17 protein-coding genes are annotated in these 16,392 nt (G+C 68.1%); 11 read left to right on the top strand and 6 right to left on the bottom strand.

Going from position 1 to position 16,392, the window contains the following annotated elements:
• The first annotated feature begins 119 nt into the window (after positions 1 to 119).
• Together moaA and DFR69_RS04905 are read left to right on the top strand one after the other, a co-directional pair.
• Positions 120 to 1,178 (top strand): GTP 3',8-cyclase MoaA, encoded by a 1,059-nt coding sequence (gene moaA / locus DFR69_RS04910; protein ID WP_110036244.1) that lies wholly within the window; start codon positions 120 to 122, stop codon positions 1,176 to 1,178.
• The gene (locus tag DFR69_RS04905) at positions 1,171 to 1,413 is read left to right on the top strand and encodes a MoaD/ThiS family protein (RefSeq protein ID WP_110036243.1); all 243 of its coding nucleotides are present in this window, start codon (positions 1,171 to 1,173) and stop codon (positions 1,411 to 1,413) included. The genes moaA and DFR69_RS04905 overlap by 8 nt, the downstream gene beginning before the upstream one ends.
• Position 1,414: 1 nt before the next feature.
• Here DFR69_RS04905 and nadE read toward each other — a convergent pair whose 3' ends face one another.
• A complete protein-coding gene (gene nadE, locus DFR69_RS04900; RefSeq protein WP_110036242.1) occupies positions 1,415 to 2,239 on the bottom strand; it encodes an ammonia-dependent NAD(+) synthetase in 825 nt (274 codons plus the stop codon).
• Positions 2,240 to 2,245: 6 nt separating this feature from the next.
• Positions 2,246 to 2,902, bottom strand: coding sequence for a TetR/AcrR family transcriptional regulator (locus tag DFR69_RS04895; RefSeq protein WP_110036241.1), 657 nt, complete (start codon positions 2,900 to 2,902; stop codon positions 2,246 to 2,248).
• A gap of 86 nt (positions 2,903 to 2,988) precedes the next feature.
• Between DFR69_RS04895 and DFR69_RS04890 the strand changes: the two genes are divergently transcribed.
• From DFR69_RS04890 to nrdE, 4 genes are all read left to right on the top strand, one after another.
• Positions 2,989 to 3,558 (top strand): NAD(P)H-dependent oxidoreductase, encoded by a 570-nt coding sequence (locus DFR69_RS04890; RefSeq protein WP_110036240.1) that lies wholly within the window; start codon positions 2,989 to 2,991, stop codon positions 3,556 to 3,558.
• Between the two features lie 386 nt (positions 3,559 to 3,944).
• The gene (nrdH, locus tag DFR69_RS04885) at positions 3,945 to 4,178 is read left to right on the top strand and encodes a glutaredoxin-like protein NrdH (protein WP_110036239.1); all 234 of its coding nucleotides are present in this window, start codon (positions 3,945 to 3,947) and stop codon (positions 4,176 to 4,178) included.
• 22 nt (positions 4,179 to 4,200) lie between these two features.
• On the top strand, positions 4,201 to 4,671 hold the full coding sequence (gene nrdI / locus DFR69_RS04880; protein ID WP_186817447.1) for a class Ib ribonucleoside-diphosphate reductase assembly flavoprotein NrdI: 471 nt from the start codon (positions 4,201 to 4,203) through the stop codon (positions 4,669 to 4,671).
• Positions 4,672 to 4,730: 59 nt separating this feature from the next.
• Entirely contained in the window at positions 4,731 to 6,812 is a 2,082-nt protein-coding gene (gene nrdE / locus DFR69_RS04875; protein ID WP_244198151.1) for a class 1b ribonucleoside-diphosphate reductase subunit alpha, read from the top strand.
• A gap of 51 nt (positions 6,813 to 6,863) precedes the next feature.
• Here the strand turns inward: nrdE and DFR69_RS04870 are convergent, their stop codons facing one another.
• Positions 6,864 to 7,316: an RDD family protein gene (locus DFR69_RS04870; protein WP_110036237.1), complete on the bottom strand. Its 453-nt coding sequence runs from the start codon at positions 7,314 to 7,316 to the stop codon at positions 6,864 to 6,866.
• A gap of 121 nt (positions 7,317 to 7,437) precedes the next feature.
• Between DFR69_RS04870 and pnuC the strand changes: the two genes are divergently transcribed.
• Positions 7,438 to 8,073: a nicotinamide riboside transporter PnuC gene (gene pnuC / locus DFR69_RS04865; RefSeq protein WP_208643910.1), complete on the top strand. Its 636-nt coding sequence runs from the start codon at positions 7,438 to 7,440 to the stop codon at positions 8,071 to 8,073.
• Complete coding sequence (locus DFR69_RS04860) at positions 8,070 to 9,113, top strand: AAA family ATPase (RefSeq protein WP_110036236.1); 1,044 nt, start codon at positions 8,070 to 8,072, stop codon at positions 9,111 to 9,113. Before pnuC ends, DFR69_RS04860 begins: the two co-directional genes overlap by 4 nt.
• Positions 9,114 to 9,164: 51 nt before the next feature.
• Here the strand turns inward: DFR69_RS04860 and DFR69_RS04855 are convergent, their stop codons facing one another.
• From DFR69_RS04855 to DFR69_RS04845, 3 genes are all read right to left on the bottom strand, one after another.
• The gene (locus tag DFR69_RS04855) at positions 9,165 to 10,715 is read right to left on the bottom strand and encodes an endoglycoceramidase I (RefSeq protein ID WP_110036235.1); all 1,551 of its coding nucleotides are present in this window, start codon (positions 10,713 to 10,715) and stop codon (positions 9,165 to 9,167) included.
• A 138-nt stretch (positions 10,716 to 10,853) separates the two neighbouring features.
• Positions 10,854 to 11,846, bottom strand: a complete 993-nt coding sequence (locus DFR69_RS04850; RefSeq protein ID WP_110036234.1) for an LLM class F420-dependent oxidoreductase — start codon at positions 11,844 to 11,846, stop codon at positions 10,854 to 10,856.
• 150 nt (positions 11,847 to 11,996) lie between these two features.
• Positions 11,997 to 12,683 (bottom strand): DUF899 family protein, encoded by a 687-nt coding sequence (locus DFR69_RS04845; RefSeq protein WP_110036233.1) that lies wholly within the window; start codon positions 12,681 to 12,683, stop codon positions 11,997 to 11,999.
• Positions 12,684 to 12,763: 80 nt separating this feature from the next.
• On the opposite strand from DFR69_RS04845, the gene DFR69_RS04840 reads away from it, so the two are divergent.
• From DFR69_RS04840 to DFR69_RS04830, 3 genes are all read left to right on the top strand, one after another.
• Complete coding sequence (locus DFR69_RS04840) at positions 12,764 to 13,345, top strand: TetR/AcrR family transcriptional regulator (protein ID WP_110036232.1); 582 nt, start codon at positions 12,764 to 12,766, stop codon at positions 13,343 to 13,345.
• Between the two features lie 353 nt (positions 13,346 to 13,698).
• Entirely contained in the window at positions 13,699 to 15,144 is a 1,446-nt protein-coding gene (gene mgtE / locus DFR69_RS04835; protein ID WP_244198095.1) for a magnesium transporter, read from the top strand.
• Between the two features lie 81 nt (positions 15,145 to 15,225).
• Positions 15,226 to 16,383, top strand: a complete 1,158-nt coding sequence (locus tag DFR69_RS04830) for a DUF3089 domain-containing protein (protein ID WP_110036231.1) — start codon at positions 15,226 to 15,228, stop codon at positions 16,381 to 16,383.
• The last annotated feature ends 9 nt before the right edge of the window (positions 16,384 to 16,392 follow it).

Below are 16,392 nucleotides of genomic sequence, written 5' to 3'. Positions count from 1 at the left end.
GGAGCGGCGCGAACGTGCCGGATGGCTCACAGCGACGGCCCCGATCCCGTGAGCGACGAGATCGTGACGGATCGGCGCTCCGGGCCGATCCGCCCGCCCCCACGGGGCATACTGAAGGCATGACGCTGGTCCAGATGGGGATACCCGCTGTGCGATCGGAGCGGCCTTCCCTGGACGGCCGGCCCGAGACGCCGCTCCTCGTCGACCGCTTCGGCCGGGTCGCGCGCGACCTGCGCGTCTCCATCACCGAGAAGTGCTCGCTGCGCTGCACCTACTGCATGCCCGAGGAGGGTCTGCCGCCGATCCCGCGCGAGGAACTGCTCAGCGCCGACGAGATCATCCGGTTGGTCAGCCTCGCGGTGCGGGAGCTGGGCGTGCGCGAGGTGCGCTTCACCGGCGGTGAACCGCTGATGCGGCGGGAGCTCGAGGAGATCATCGCGGGCTGTCACGCCGCGGTGCCCGAGACGCCGCTGGCGATGACGACCAACGGCGTCGGCCTCGAACACCGGGCGCGCGCCCTGGCGCAGGCCGGGCTGAGCCGGGTGAATGTCTCCCTCGATACGGTCGACCGGCAGGATTTCGCCCGCCTGACCCGCCGCGACCGGCTCGACTCGGTGCTCAACGGCATCCGCGCCGCCCGCGACGCGGGCCTGGCCCCGGTGAAGGTGAACTCGGTGCTGATGCGCCAGAACCTGGCCGGTGCGGCGGACCTGCTCGCGTGGTGTCTGGCCGAGGAGTGCGAACTGCGGTTCATCGAGGAGATGCCGCTCGACGCCGACCACGAATGGGCACGCACCGACATGGTGACGGCCGCCGATCTGCTCGAGGTGCTCGGCGAGCGGTTCGCCCTCACCGAGGCGGGCCGGTCCGATCCGTCGGCGCCCGCCGAGAAGTGGCTGGTCGACGGCGGTCCGGCCACGGTCGGCATCATCGCGACCGTCACCCGCAAGTTCTGCGACAGCTGCGACCGCACCCGCCTCACCGCCGACGGCATGCTGCGCTCGTGCCTGTTCAGCGACCAGGAGTTCGACGTGCGCACGGCGTTGCGCGCGGGCGCGGACGACGACGAGGTCGCCGAGCTGTGGCGCGGTGCGATGTGGCAGAAATGGGCCGGTCACGGCATCGACGCCGCGGGTTTCGTCCCCCCGGAACGCACGATGGGAGCCATCGGTGGTTGAGGTCCGCTACTTCGCCGCGATCGCCGACGCGGTCGGCAAGAACACCGAATCACTCGACCTGCCTTCGGGCGCGACGGTCGCCGACCTGCGTGCCACCCTCGCCGCCACCTACGGCTCCGAGGTCGACACCCTCGTCGGCGTCTGCGCCTTCCTGATCGGCGACGAACTCACCCGCGACCCGGCCGCCATGCTGCGCGACCGCGTCGACGTGCTCCCCCCGTTCGCGGGCGGCTAGCTCAGCGCCACCAGGTGTCGTGCGGGGTCACCGGGACCGTGCGCTTGTGGCGGGTGTTGGTGAAGATCGACTCGAGGCGGGTGGCGACCTCGTCGGTGACGTCCTTGCCCTCGAGGTAGTCGTCGATCTCGGCGTAGCGCAGGCCGAGGGCCTCCTCGTCGGGCAGCGCGGGGCGGTCGTCCTCGAGGTCGGCGGTGGGGACCTTGGACCAGACGCTCGACGGTGCGCCGAGTTCCTGCAGCAGGGCCGCGCCCTGGCGCTTGGTGAGGCCGGTCAGCGGGGTCAGGTCGACGCCGCCGTCGCCGAACTTGGTGAAGAACCCGGTGACCGCCTCGGCCGCGTGATCGGTGCCGACCACGAGCAGGTTCTCCTGCCCGGCCAGGGCGTACTGGGCGACCATCCGTTCGCGCGCCTTGATGTTGCCGCGCACGAAATCGCGCAGTCGCTCGTGATCGAGCGCACCGGCCACCTCGACCGCGACCGCGTCGACGCTGGGCCGCACGTTCACCACGACCGTCCGATCGGGGTCGACGAAGTTCAGGGCGACCTGCGCGTCGTGCTCGTCGGCCTGCACGCCGTAGGGCAGCCGCACGGCGAGGAAGGTCGCCTCGGCGCCCTCGGCGCGCAGTTCCTCGACGGCGAGCTGGCACAGCCTGCCCGCCAGCGAGCTGTCCTGGCCGCCGCTGATGCCGAGTACGAAGCCCTTGGCCGGGGTGGTGCGCAGGTAGTCCTTCAGGAAGTCGACGCGACGGCGGACCTCCTGCTTCGGCTCGATCTCCGGCAGCACGCCCAACTCGGCGATGATCTGTTCACGCAGTGTCCCCATGCCGTCTCACTCTACTTGCGCGGCAGGGGAAACGACCCGGCGAACGAGCCATTCCCAGTTGTCGCCGATCTGAGCGGGCGAGTAGCCGAGGATGTCGATCTGGTGAATGACCAGTGCCGCCGACAGGGTCGCCATGAGCGTGTCCGCGATCAGCGACACGTCGCCGTCGACCTCGGCGCCGCGCAGCAACAGCATGATGTGCGCCTTGTGCAGGGCGTACGGTCCGGCCCCGAAGCGGCCCTTCTCCTCGGCCGCGCGGTGCAGGTCGCCCTCGACCTCGATGTCGAGCAGCCGGGTGCGCCCGAAGGCGATCAACCGCTCGACCGGGCTCGCCTCGGGACCGAGCGGGGCCGGTCCGAACATGAACGCCGCTTGGAACTTCTGTTCGGAGTGGTCGAGCAGCGCCAGCATCAGCCCCGTGCGATTGCCGAAGCGGCGGAAGACCGTACCCTTGCCGACGCCGGCGCGCTTGGCGACCGCGTCCATGGTCAGCCCGCCCGCGCCGTGTTCACGCACGAGCTGCTGGGCGGCGTCGAGCAGCAGGGCCCGGTTGCGGGCGGCGTCGGCCCGTTCGCTCGGTTCGGCGACCGCGGGCTGCGTCGGCCCGATGCGCAGCAGCGGCGCGCCGTCCGGCCGGGGTGTGCTGTAGCTCACGCTGCTCACTCGTCCTCCGCGGGAAGTAATCGGACTGCGGTCCGGTTATGGTGATTGAACTTCGATCATTCCATTGAACACACAAGGAGTCGATAATGGCCGAGACCCGCATCCTCACCCTGGTCGGCAGCCTGCGCGCGGGCTCGATCAACCGCCAGCTGGCCGAGACCGCCGTGAAAACCGCCCCCGCCGGCGTCGACATCAGCATCTACGAGGGTCTCGGCGAGATCCCCTTCTACAACGAGGACCTGGATGTCCCCGGCTCGGTGCCCGCGCAGGCCGAGGCGCTGCGCGCCGCCGTCGCCGCGGCCGACGCCGTCCTCTTGGTCACCCCCGAGTACAACGGCACCCTGCCCGCCGTGCTGAAGAACGCCATCGACTGGGCCTCGCGCCCGTACGGCGCCGGCGCGATCAAGGGCAAGCCGGTCGCGGTCGTGAGCGCCTCCATCAGCCCCCGCGCGGCCGAGTGGGCCCACGGTGACGCGGTGAAGTCCGTCGGTGTCGCCGGCGGCGTCGTCGTCGAGGCGGCGCACGCGCGCTTCGGCACCATCGGCGAGCGGTTCGGCCAGACCCACCCGACCGAGGACGCCGAGGCGCTGACCCAGCTCGGCGCCACCGTGCACGAGCTCGTCGCCGCCGCTGACGGCAAGCTCGTCACGGCGTAAGCTGTCTCCTCGACCAGGGGCGTCGCATCCTTCGCGGGTGCGACGCCCCTGTGCTGTCCGTGGAGTTTGCTGAAGACTCGCCGGGATGCAAAATCGTGATCTGGACCACTGTTTCCCCAGCGTGTCGATGGCGCGTCCTGGGACTTACCGCGTCGGAATTACATCTGTGCGACTCGCAACACCTTGTGTTGTTCCAATCTGTCGGCCACTAGGTGTAGTGTCTTCGGTACTGGAAGACGGTGTCGAGCCACCACTGATCGGGCCCAAGGGAAGGGGTTACGAGCAGGGCTTTCTTCGCCAGATCCAGGAGTTTGCGCAGCATCACCGTTCGTGCATTGCATACGGATCACAGGCTGTGGATCAGGCATAGGAGAGAGGGACTTCAGATGACCATCACCGTGTACACCAAGCCCGCTTGCGTCCAGTGCAACGCCACCTACAAGGCGCTCGACAAGGCCGGGGTGGATTACGACGTCATCGACATCTCCGAGAACGACGAGGCGCGCGACTACGTCATGGCCCTCGGCTACCTGCAGGCGCCGGTCGTCGTCGCCGGTGACGATCACTGGTCGGGCTTCCGTCCCGATCGCATCAAGTCGCTCGCGGTCGCGGCCGCCTAGGACTTCGCCGGAAGGAGGCGTCGTGCCCGAGCGGATCACTCCGGGCGGGCTGGTCTACTTCTCCAGCGCTTCGGAGAACACTCGTCGTTTCGTCGAGAAGCTGGGTCTCCCGGCCACTCGGCTACCACTGCACACCGCTGATTCGCTGCGCGTCGACGAACCCTACGTGCTGATCACCCCCACCTACGGGGGTGGTCGGCACGTCATGGGGGGACAACGGTCCGACAAGGACCTCGTACCGCGGCAGGTCGCCAAGTTCCTCAACGACCCGCACAACCGCGCCCTGCTGCGCGGTGTGATCGCGGCCGGCAACACGAACTTCGGCGATACCTATTGCGCTGCGGGCGACATCATCTCGCGCAAATGCGGGGTGCCGTACCTGTATCGCTTCGAACTCATGGGAACCGCTGAGGACGTCGCGCGCGTCCGAGAGGGATTGGGATTGTTTTGGCAACAGCAACCACAGCACCGGCAGGCAAGACAGCCCGCCTAGAGCAGTCCGCCGCCCGCAGCGAGGCGGGCGAGGTTCTGGACTACCACGCTCTCAACGCGATGCTGAACCTGTACGGCCCGAACGGCGAGATCCAGTTCGACAAGGACCGCGAGGCCGCGCACCAGTACTTCCTGCAGCACGTCAACCAGAACACGGTCTTCTTCCACAATCTCGACGAGAAGCTGGACTACCTGGTCAAGGAGAACTACTACGAGACCGAGGTGCTCGACCAGTACTCCCGCGAGTACATCAAGGCCCTGTTCCAGCAGGCCTACGCCAAGAAGTTCCGGTTCCCGACCTTCCTCGGCGCGTTCAAGTACTACACCTCGTACACGCTCAAGACCTTCGACGGCAAGCGCTACCTGGAGCGGTTCGAGGACCGCGTCGTCATGGTCGCGCTGACGCTGGCCGCGGGCGACGAGACGCTGGCGAGCAAGCTGGTCGACGAGATCATCGACGGCCGCTTCCAGCCCGCCACCCCCACCTTCCTCAACTCCGGCAAGAAGCAGCGCGGCGAGCCCGTGTCCTGCTTCCTGCTGCGCATCGAGGACAACATGGAGTCCATCGGGCGCTCCATCAACTCCGCGCTGCAGCTGTCCAAGCGCGGCGGCGGTGTCGCGTTGCTGCTGAGCAACATTCGTGAGCACGGCGCGCCGATCAAGAAGATCGAGAACCAGAGCTCGGGCGTCATCCCGATCATGAAGCTGCTCGAGGACTCGTTCTCCTACGCCAATCAGCTCGGCGCGCGCCAGGGCGCGGGCGCGGTGTACCTGCACGCGCACCACCCCGACATCTACCGCTTCCTCGACACCAAGCGCGAGAACGCGGACGAGAAGATCCGCATCAAGACGCTCTCGCTGGGCGTGGTGATTCCTGACATCACCTTCGAGCTGGCGAAGAAGAACGAGGACATGTACCTGTTCTCGCCGTATGACGTCGAGCGCATCTACGGCAAGCCGTTCGCCGATGTCGACGTCACCGAGAAGTACTACGAGATGGTCGACGACAAGCGCATCCGCAAGTCGAAGATCAAGGCGCGCGAGTTCTTCCAGACCATCGCCGAGCTGCAGTTCGAGTCGGGCTACCCGTACATCATGTTCGAGGACACGGTGAACCGGGCCAACCCGATCAAGGGCAAGATCACCCACTCGAACCTGTGCTCGGAGATCCTGCAGGTCTCCACCCCGTCGGAGTTCAACGACGACCTCTCGTACTCCAAGGTCGGCAAGGACATCTCCTGCAACCTGGGTTCGCTCAACATCGCCAAGGCGATGGACTCCCCGGACTTCGGCCAGACCATCGAGACCTCGATCCGCGCGCTCACCGCGGTGTCGGACCAGACGCACATCTACTCGGTGCCCTCGATCGAGCAGGGCAACAACGAGTCCCACGCCATCGGCCTCGGTCAGATGAACCTGCACGGGTACCTGGCGCGCGAGCGGGTGCACTACGGGTCCGAAGAGGGCATCGACTTCACCAACATGTACTTCTACACCGTGGTCTACCACGCGATCCGGGCTTCGAACCTGATCGCCAAGGAGCGCGGCACCGCGTTCGGTGGCTTCGCCGAGTCGAAGTACGCCAGCGGCGAATACTTCGACAAGTACACCGAGCAGGTATGGGAGCCCAAGACCGACAAGGTGCGTCAGCTCTTCGCCGACGCCGGTGTACACATCCCCACCCAGGACGACTGGCGTGAGCTGAAGGCGAAGGTGCAGGAGTTCGGTATCTACAACCAGAACCTGCAGGCCGTCCCGCCGACCGGCTCGATCTCCTACATCAACCACTCCACCAGCTCGATCCACCCGGTGGCGTCGAAGATCGAGATCCGCAAGGAAGGCAAGATCGGCCGCGTCTACTACCCGGCCCCGTATCTCACCAACGACAACCTCGAGTACTACGAGGATGCCTACGAGATCGGCTACGAGAAGATCATCGACACCTACGCCGCGGCCACCCAGCACGTGGACCAGGGCCTGTCGCTGACCCTGTTCTTCAAGGACACCGTCACCACCCGCGACCTGAACAAGGCCCAGATCTACGCCTGGCGCAAGGGCATCAAGACCCTGTACTACATCCGCCTGCGCCAGATGGCCCTGGAAGGCACCGAGGTCGAGGGCTGCGTCTCCTGCATGCTGTGAGCTGAGCACGTGACAAAAAGGGCGGCCTCCGTTGGGAGGCCGCCCTTTTTGTCAGCTGAAGGTGCCGAAGACGTCGAAGCAGGCCCAGCCGCCGCGGAACCACTGGGCGATGAGCTGCCAGAGGGAGGGGTAGGTGCCGTCGGAGTTGCGCAGGCGCAGGCCGAAGGAGCACTTGCCGATGGTGGTTCGGGTGAGGCGCTGGACGATCGTGCGGTGCAGGAACGAGGCGGTGAGCCAGGCGAGGATGCCGTAGATGACGGCGATCGGGCCCGCGGCGAGATGCCAGACCGTGGCGCCGATCGCGGCGTGCAGGGCCATGTCGATGAGGAAGGCGGGGATGACGCCGGTCTCGGCACCGTCGGAAGTGGTTCCGGTGCGGACGAATTCGTCCTTCGGCGGGGCGGGCTCGGCGGGCTCGGCGGCGACGTACCTCAGGTGGCCTTCGGCGTCGCGCTCGTAGGCGCCGGTCCTCGTCGCGCGTCGGGGCGGTGCTGCGTAGGTCATGGTGCCGAGCGTGCGCCACGCCGCTTAACGAACACCCGGCGGAGACCTTGCCGCGATCGCTTGCGCCGCAACGGCGCCTGGGTTATTGTCGATCCGACCAATAGCGACGTGGGGGAACGCCGTGCTCGATCTGATCGCTGCTCTGCAGCAGCCGCTGTTCACGGTGCTCGGCACCCCGGTGAGCTGGACCGAGGTGCTCGGCTTCGGCAGCGGTGCGCTGTGCGTCTGGCTGGTTGCCCGGCAGCACATCGCCAACTGGCCCATCGTCATCGCGAACAATCTGTTCTTCATCCTGCTGTTCACCCAGGCCGGCCTGTTCGCCGACGCCGGATTGCAGGTGGTCTTCATCGCCCTCGCCGCCTACGGATGGTGGACGTGGACGCACGGCCCCCGCGTGGCCGACAAGGTGCCGGTGCGCCGGACCACGCGCACCGAGTGGGCACTGCTGATCACCGCCGGCGTACTCGGCACCGCCGTGATCACCGTGTTGCTCGACACCGCGACCGAATCCACGGTCCCGTTCTGGGACGCGCTGACCACGGCCTTGTCGCTGATGGCCACCTACGGACAGTGCCGCAAGCGGCTCGAGTCGTGGTGGTTGTGGATCGCGGCCGACCTCGTCTACATCCCGCTCTACGCCTACAAGGGACTCTTCCTGACCGCCCTGCTGTACCTCGGTTTCCTCGCGCTGTGCGTGCGCGGACTGATCGCGTGGCGGCGCGATGTGGTCGAGTCGCCGGTGATGGTCGCGGCATGAGTTGGTACGGCCACGGTCTGGTGCTCGGCAAGTTCTATCCGCCGCACCCGGGTCACCACCACCTGGTGCGCACCGCCGCGGCCCGGTGCGACCGGCTCACCGTGCTGGTGTGCGCGTCCTCGGTGGAATCCATCCCCCTCGCCGACCGTGTCGACTGGATGCGGGAAGTCCACGCGGAGAAGCACATTCACGTCGTCGGCACGGTCGACGACATTCCGATGGATCTGACCGACCCGGACGTGTGGGACGCGCACATGGCGGTCTTCCGCGCGGCGGTACCCGAAGCGGTCGACGCGGTCTTCACCTCGGAGGTGTACGGCCCCGAACTGGGCAGGCGCTTCGGCGCGGACGCGATCGACGTGGACTCGGCACGGACGCGATATCCCGTGTCGGCGACCGCTGTTCGGGCCGACCCCGCGGCCGAGTGGCGGTATCTCGCCGCCCCCGTGCGCGCCGCACTCGCGCGGCGGGTGGTCGTGCTCGGCGCCGAATCGACGGGCACCACCACGCTGGCGAACGCGCTGGCCGAGCACTACGGCGCCCGATACGTTCCCGAGTACGGCCGCGAGTACAGCGCGCGCAAACTCGCCGCCCTCGGCCCCGGTGCGCACTGGTCGCAGGTCGAGTTCGCGTCGGCGGAGTTCCCGCGCATCGCGGCGCGCCAGCAGGCGATCGAGGATCTCGCCGCCCGCGACGGGGGCCCCGTGCTCGTCTGCGACACCGACGCGTTCGCCACCTCGATCTGGCACGAGCGCTACCTCGGCTACGCCCATCCCGGCCTCGCCGCGGACGCGCGGCAGCACCTCTGGCTGCTCACCGATCACGTCGGTGTGCCGTTCGAGGATGACGGCCTGCGCGACGGCGAACACCTGCGCCCGTGGATGACTCAGCGCTTCCGCGACGAACTTGCCCGGACCGGAAGGAGATTCGTCGTGCTGTCGGGCCCGCATCGGCGACGCCTCGCCGATGCGGTGGCAGCCGTCGACGACCTCCTCGGAGAGGGCTGGGGTTTCGCCGACCCGCTACCGGAGAAGCGATGACGTGACCGCGGGCCGACCATTCCACCTGCCCGGAGACGGACGGCGCTTCTCTCAGCCCGCCGAGCCGGTCGACCAGGGGAATCCGGAGGCTGATCCACTCCCGCCGGAACCGCTCCCGCCGCCGCTCGGCAGCTCGGCGCCCGATGAACCCGGGCGGTGGATCCGGACGGTGACCGGCCCGGTGCCGTCGGCCTCCACGGTGACGATCCGCGCGCCCGCCGCCGAGGTGACCCGGCCGCCGGTAACCCGCACCTCGTAGCCCTCGGGATGCGCCAGGTCGGAGACGTAGATCTCGGTCGGGGCCGAGGCGGCGCGGGGCCGGTACCGGTACGCGAAATCGCCGGTGCCGGAATCGAACACCATCGCTTCGGGCGTGCCCGCCGTGGCTCGCGGATAGGTGCGAACCAGCTCCCGGCCGAGGTCCCCGCGGAACGGATCGCCCTCGCCGGCGCTGTAGTGCCAGTAGTGCCAGCCGACGAAGCGCTCGTCGGCGCGGGCGGTGGTGTTGCGCAGTACGGTCGGATCGCCGTCACCGAATTCGGTGACGAGGGTGGGGATGTCGGTGCGCCCGGTGAACGCGTCGATATTGGCCCAGGTCTTGTCCTGCTGCACCGAGCACACCGCCCGCAGCTCCTCGGGCAGGCCGAGGTAGATGGCGAGCTGACTCGGAATGCAGTAATCGTGCGGCGAGAACACGATATTCGGGCTGGTGATCGGTGGATTCTTGCCGAGATGGCTCGGCATCGTCTCGTTCCAGGTGACATTCGGTTCCCAGAACACCGGCACCGCGGCATTGCGCGCCCGTACCGCGTCGGTCAGCTTCTGCAGTGCGCTTTGGTATTTCGTGTCGAAGTCGGGGCAGCCGTTGGGGAAGCAGGTGAGGAACGGCGAGCCGGGCCACGGCTCGTTCAGCAATTCGATCCCGAGCACGCTCGCGCGCCCGTTCATCCGCTCGGCGAGCGCGCCCAGCGCGTTCCCGAGGTGATCGAGCACCCCGTAGGTGTTGTTCCACACCTCGTCCCAGCCCGCGTTCATGCTCGGCATCAGGTAGTACAGCGGGAATCCGGGGTTCGGCTCACCGTCGGTGGGTCGTGCGCGCAGGGCCCACTCGGGGAATCCGTTGCCTCCCCAGATCTCCGACAAACCGTCCTGATGATTGTCGAGCAGGGTGTAGATCCCGTGCGCCGCGAGCGTGTCCACCACGTTCTCGACCCGGTCCAGGTACGCGGTGTCGACCACCCCTTCGGTCGGCATCAGCCCGTCGAACGACACGCCCAACCGCACCGTGTTGAACCCGTGCCGGGCCAGCACCGCCGCAGAGGAATCGGTGAGGGTGAACCCGTCACCGGGCATCAGATACGGCGCGTCCTTGTCGACGTTGTTCACCCCGTGCAGGAGCACCGTTCGCCCGAACCCGTCGACCAGCGCCGCGCCCTGCGCTCGAAGGGGCGACAACTCCGCGCCCGTCTCCGCGCCCGCTTGTCCGCCCCCGGTCGCCGCTATTCCCGCGACCAGCGTCGCCGCCACCGACCATCGCGTCAGCCGGCTGCGCCATGGCGATCGCCCTTGCCGAATCAGCCGCCGAATCGCCGTGCTGGCCATGTACTTCCCTCGATCCTCAGGTGGACAATCGTCCATTTGAACGAGTGTCCAGCTCTGTTGGCGAGAGACCATAGCCGTCCCGTGCACATGTGGTCAAGGCCACAAACGGGGCCGTGATTCGGGTTCCGCGCGGTCGGGTCAGCGCAGCGCCGGGATGACCTCGCGTTCGAAGAGCTCGATGCCGGAGGTGTCGTAGGCGGCTTCGGGGAAGTTGAGGATGGCGTAGGCGAGGCCGAGATCCTTGACGGCGCTGAGGCGTTCGACGATCTGCTCGGGCGTGCCGACGGCGGCACTGTTGTCGAACAGTTCGTGCACGCGCAGCTTGGCCTCGTCGGCGCCGAGGAACGGGGTGTAGCGGTCGATCACCGTCGAGAGTCGTTCCTGGACTTCGGATTCGGTGCTGCCGACGATGGCGTTGAAGTTGGAGCTGCGGGTGATGGCGGCGAAGTCGGTGCCGACCTCGGCGCAGTGGGCGCGCAGGATGTCGGACTTGCGGGTGAACTCCGCCGGCTCGCCGGAGAAGTTGGTGTAGTCGGCGTAGGTCGCGGCGATGCGCAGCGTCTTCTTCTCGCCGCCGCCCGCGATCCAGATCGGGATGCCGTTCTCCTGCAGCGGCTTCGGATGCACGATGGCGTCGTCGACCTGGTAGTACTTGCCGTTCAGGGTGGCCCGGCCGGTCGACCACGCCTGCCGGAAGATCTGCACGCCCTCGTCGAGCCGGCCCAGCCGCTCACCGGCGGAGGGGAAGCCGTAACCGTAGGCGCGCCACTCGTGTTCGTACCAGCCGCCACCGATGCCCATCTCCACCCGGCCACCGGAGATCAGGTCGACGGTGGCGGCCACCTTGGCCAGGTAGGCGGGGTTGCGGTAGCTCATGGCGGTACACATCTGGCCGAGCCGAACCCGGGAGGTGCTGGCCGCGAAAGCCGACATGAGGGTCCACGCCTCGTGGGTGGCCTCGTTCGTCGGCACCGGCACCGTGTGGAAATGGTCGTACACCCAGATCGATTCCCAGTCCGAGCCCGCGTCGAAGCGCTGCGCCAACTCACGCATCACCGCCCACTGGTCCGCCGGTTCGATGCCGACCAGGTCGAGCCGCCAACCCTGGGGGACGAAGATGCCGAAGCGCACGAGTTTCTCCTCGGTGTGTGGATCTGACGTGAACTGCCCCGCCCACTTTTCCCACCGTGGGGCACCCGCGCAACTATTGAACGCGCGCCGCGCCGAATCCTGGACCGGCCGTTATCCGGTCGGCATGCCGGAATTCGGGCTCCGCGCGGATCAGGCGTTCGGGTCGCCGTAGGAGGCGGCGATGTCCTTGGAGCTGGGCCAGCGGCTGTAGGTCGGCGACTGCGGCCAGCCCTCGGGGCTGTCCTGCCATTCCTCCTGCCTGCCGTAGGGCAGCGCGTCGACGAGGCCGAAGGTGTAGGCGAGCTGTTCGGTGCCGCGGCCGTCGGTGTGCCAGCTGCGGTAGACGGTGTCGCCGTCGCGCAGGAAGGTGTTCACCGCGAAGCCCGCGCCCGGTCCGGCACCCATGTCGGCGCCGAACGGGCTGTCGTGGGTCGAATACCAGGTCATCGTGTTGCCCACCCGGTGCTTGTAGGCCAGTACCTCCTCGATCGGCCCCTGCGTGACGATCACGAAGCGCGCGTCGTAGGCGGCGAGGAAGTCCAGCCGCGCGTACTGCGCGGTCAGGCCGGTGCAGCCGGGGCACTGCCAGGTGTTCCCGTCGGTCCACATGTGGTGGTAGGTGATCAGCTGAGAGTGCCCGTCGAAGACCTCGGCGAGCGTGACATCGCTGCCGTCCTCGGCTTTCAGCGTGTACGGCGGCAGCTCGACGGCGGGCAGGCGGCGCCGCTGCGCCGCGACGGCGTCGAGTTCGCGGGTCGCGGCCTTCTCGCGCACGCGGAGCTTGTCGAGCTCGGCCTGCCAGGTGTCGTGGTCGACGATCGTCGGCAATGCGGTCATGGGGATCACCCTTCAATGTCTACGGCGTGCACATTTGATATGTTCACACCGTAGACTTCGCCGGAGAGGAGCGTCAAGGGTTGGCCTATCATCACGGCGATCTCGCCGCCGCCCTGGTCGACGCGGGTCTGGAGCTCACCAGGTCGGGCGGACCCGAGGCGCTCACGATCCGTGCGGCCACTCGGCGCGTCGGGGTCACGCCCAATGCCGCCTACCGGCACTTTCCCGATCGGCAGGCGCTGCTGCGCGCGGTGTCGGCCGCGATCGAGGCCGCGATGGCCGTCGGCATGGCCGCGGAGCAGGTGCCCGACAGCCCGCGCGCCCGGCTGCGCGCGGTCGGGCTCGGCTACATCGGGTTCGCGCTCGCCGAGCCGGGGTGGTTCGCCGTGGCCTTCTTCGGCGCGGGGGACACCTCGCCCGAATCCGTCCGGGACTCGCCGGCTTACCTCGCCCTGACCGACGCGCTGGACATGATGGTCCACATCGGCGATCTCGATCCCGCCGCCCGCGCCGCCGCCACGTGGAGCTGCTGGTCGACGGTGCACGGCTTCGCCGAACTCGCCCTGCGTGGCCCGCTGCGCCATCTGGATCGGGCCGAACTGTGGCCGCTGGCCGAGCGGGCGGTCGACACGGTCATCGCAGGTCTGCCGCAATCGGTGTGATGTGGATCACTGTGACCAGTGGTACGCCCGGTGAAGATGAAACGTGCGACCCTCGCATGTATTCTGCAGGTGGAAGGGTGTGCCCGGGTGGGTACTCCAAGCGATCTGCATCGGCGATGGCCTGCAGCGACGGCGAGGAGGTGGTGTTGCGATGCGCAGCGAACCCCCCAGTCGAAGGCCGCGCGGCGTCGCCCCTTCGTCCTCGCACTGATTCCCGGCCGGTGAGATCGGCTGTGCGACACGGTCGTGGTGGTCGACGCCCGCGGTGTGCCACACCGTTTCCCGATCCACTCTCGTAGCATTCCCGCGGCCTCGTCGTGGGTGTGCGCGCATTCGCACCAGAGGACTCTCCCATGTCGCAGATCGATCTCATCGAAGCACGTCACGTCACCCCCGACGCGGATTCGCCGCGCCCCGAGCCGACTCCTGTTGTCGCCGAAGACCATTCGGTGACCGAAGCGCTGGAGATCCTGTCGGAGTCGGTGCGCGACATCGTCGAGACCCACCGGGTCGACGGCGCCATGGACTGGCTCGACAACCGCCCGCCGCACGTCATCGCCGACGCGCTCGCCCGCATGGACGCCGTGCAGGCAGGCGTCGTGTTCCGGCTGCTCGACAAGGACCGTGCCATCACCGTCTTCGAGGAGCTCGAGCCGGTCGACCAGCAGCAGATCCTGCAGGGCCTGCGGGAGAAGAGCTTCCGCGATCTCGTCGAGGCGATGGACCCCGACGACCGCGCCCGCATGCTGCACGAGGCGCCGGCGAAGGTCGCCAAGAAGGTCCTTGCCGGGCTCAGCCCGCGCGAGCGCCGGATGACCGCCGCGCTGCTCGGCTACCCCGAGGGCTCGGTCGGGCAGTACATGACGCCGGAAGTCGTCGCGCTGCCGGACAATCTCACCGTCGCCCAGGCGCTGAGCTGGGTACGCGCCAAGGGCGCCAACGCCGAGACGGTGTACACGCTGCCCGTGGTCGACTGCGGTCGCAAGCTCACCGGCATCGTCGAGCTGCGCGAGCTGGTGCTGCACGCCCCCGAGGCCATGGTCTCCGAATTGGTGGTCACCGAACCGGCTTTCGTGCGCGCCACCGATTCCGCCGAGAAGGCCGCGCGCCTGATGAGCTCGACCAACGACATCAACCTGGTCGTTGTCGACAGCGAGGACCGGGTCGTCGGCCTGCTCACCATCGACGACGCGATGGAGGTGCTCGAGGCCGCCGACAGCGAGGACGTGGCCAAGCAGGCCGGTTCGGCGCCGTGGGAGGGCCACTACATGGCCGCCAAGGTGTTCCAGCTGGCGCGCTACCGGGCCCTGTGGCTGATGTTGCTGCTGTTCGCGGCCACGCTGACGGTGAGCGTCACCGACGTGTTCTCCACGACCCTCGAGCAGGCGGCGAGCCTGGCCCTGTTCATCCCGTTGCTGATCGGCGCCGGCGGCAACGCGGGCGCGCAGGCCGCGACCGCGTGTGTGCGCGCCCTGGCCGTGGGCGAGGTGCGGGTCTCGGACCTGTTCAAGGTGATCTGGCGGGAGTGCCGCGTCGGGCTGGTGCTCGGCAGCATGCTCGCCGCGGCGGGGCTGCTGATCGGCACCCTGTTCGTCGGCCCGAAGATCGCGGTCGTCGTGGCGATCACCCTGGTGCTCATCTGCGGCTGGGCGGCCACCATCGGCGGCACGATGCCGTTGCTGGCCAAGAAGTTCCGCATCGACCCCGCCGTGGTCTCGGCGCCCATGGTGACCACCCTGGTCGACGCGACCGGGCTGATCATCTACTTCACGACGGCGAAGCTGGTTCTGGGCATCTGACCCGAATCCGGTCCGCACCGCCCGATCCGGCGGTACTGTCCGTGCCGGGTCTGGACCGGTGCGAGTGGTGAAGAGGGTGCGGTGACCGTGGTGCGGTTGTTCGGCGCGGGTGTTGTCGTCGTCGCGGCGGTTGCCGCCTGCGTACTGCCCGCCGCGCCGGCGGGTGCGCTGCCAGAGACAGCCGGTGCCACCACGTGGCTGTGTCATCCGGCGGCGCAAGGCGATCCGTGCGATCTGCCGCTCGACACCACCGACCTCGGCACCGGCGAGGTGAGCTCGCCCGCGCCGGTCGCCGAGGCCGACAAACCGGTCGACTGTTTCTATCTCTATCCCACCGTCAGCAACCAGGTCGCGCTGAACCAGGATCCGGTGGCCCAGCCGGAGGTGCGGTCGATCGCGACGTACCAGGCGGCGCGGTTCTCGAACCTGTGCCGGGTGTTCGCGCCGGTCTACCGCCAGGTCACGCTGCCCGCGCTGCCACTGGGTCTGGCGACCGGCGTTGACCTCACCCAGGTCGGCTACCGCGACATCGAGAACGCGTGGAACGAGTACCTGGCGACCGAGAACCGTGGCCGCGGGGTGATCTTCATCAGTCACTCGCAGGGCACGCTGATGGCGCGCAGGCTGATCCGGGAACACATCGATCCGGACCCGGCCCTTCGATCCCGGCTCGTCGGGGCATTCCTCATGGGTGGCAACGTCACCACGGCACGTGGCAGCACCACCGGCGGCGACTTCGCGCGGATTCCCGTGTGCACGCGGCGCGGGGAGTTCGGATGCGTCGTCGCCTACTCGGTGGCTCAGCAGGATCCGTTGCTGTCGTTGTTCGGCAACGCGGACCTGAGCCTGATCTCGCTGCGGTGGGGTCTGCCACTCGGGCCCGGCTATCAGGTGGCCTGTACCGATCCCGGTGCGCTCAGCGGGGACGACAGCCCGCAGCCGGTCACCGTGCCGTCCGCGCCGTACGCGTTCGGCATCATCTCGATCCTGTTGGGCTACACGACCTTTCCCGCAGCGCCACCGCACTCTGAATCTTCGTGGACCTCGACCGCCGCTCGGGGCAGGGGGCAGTGCGAGGAACATGGCGGGTACAACTTCTACAACGTCGAGATCACCGGCCCGGACCGGATGAACGAGATTCCGCTGTTCGAATCCCACCTCGTCGACATCAACTTCGGCTACGACCGGCTGGTCGCCATCGCCGCGGAGCAGGCTCGCACCTGGACCGCGGCGAAGTAGGCCGGTGGG

Source organism: Nocardia neocaledoniensis, from assembly GCF_003182135.1.
Classification (GTDB): domain Bacteria; phylum Actinomycetota; class Actinomycetes; order Mycobacteriales; family Mycobacteriaceae; genus Nocardia; species Nocardia neocaledoniensis.
This window is presented reverse-complemented; position numbering and strand designations above follow the sequence as displayed.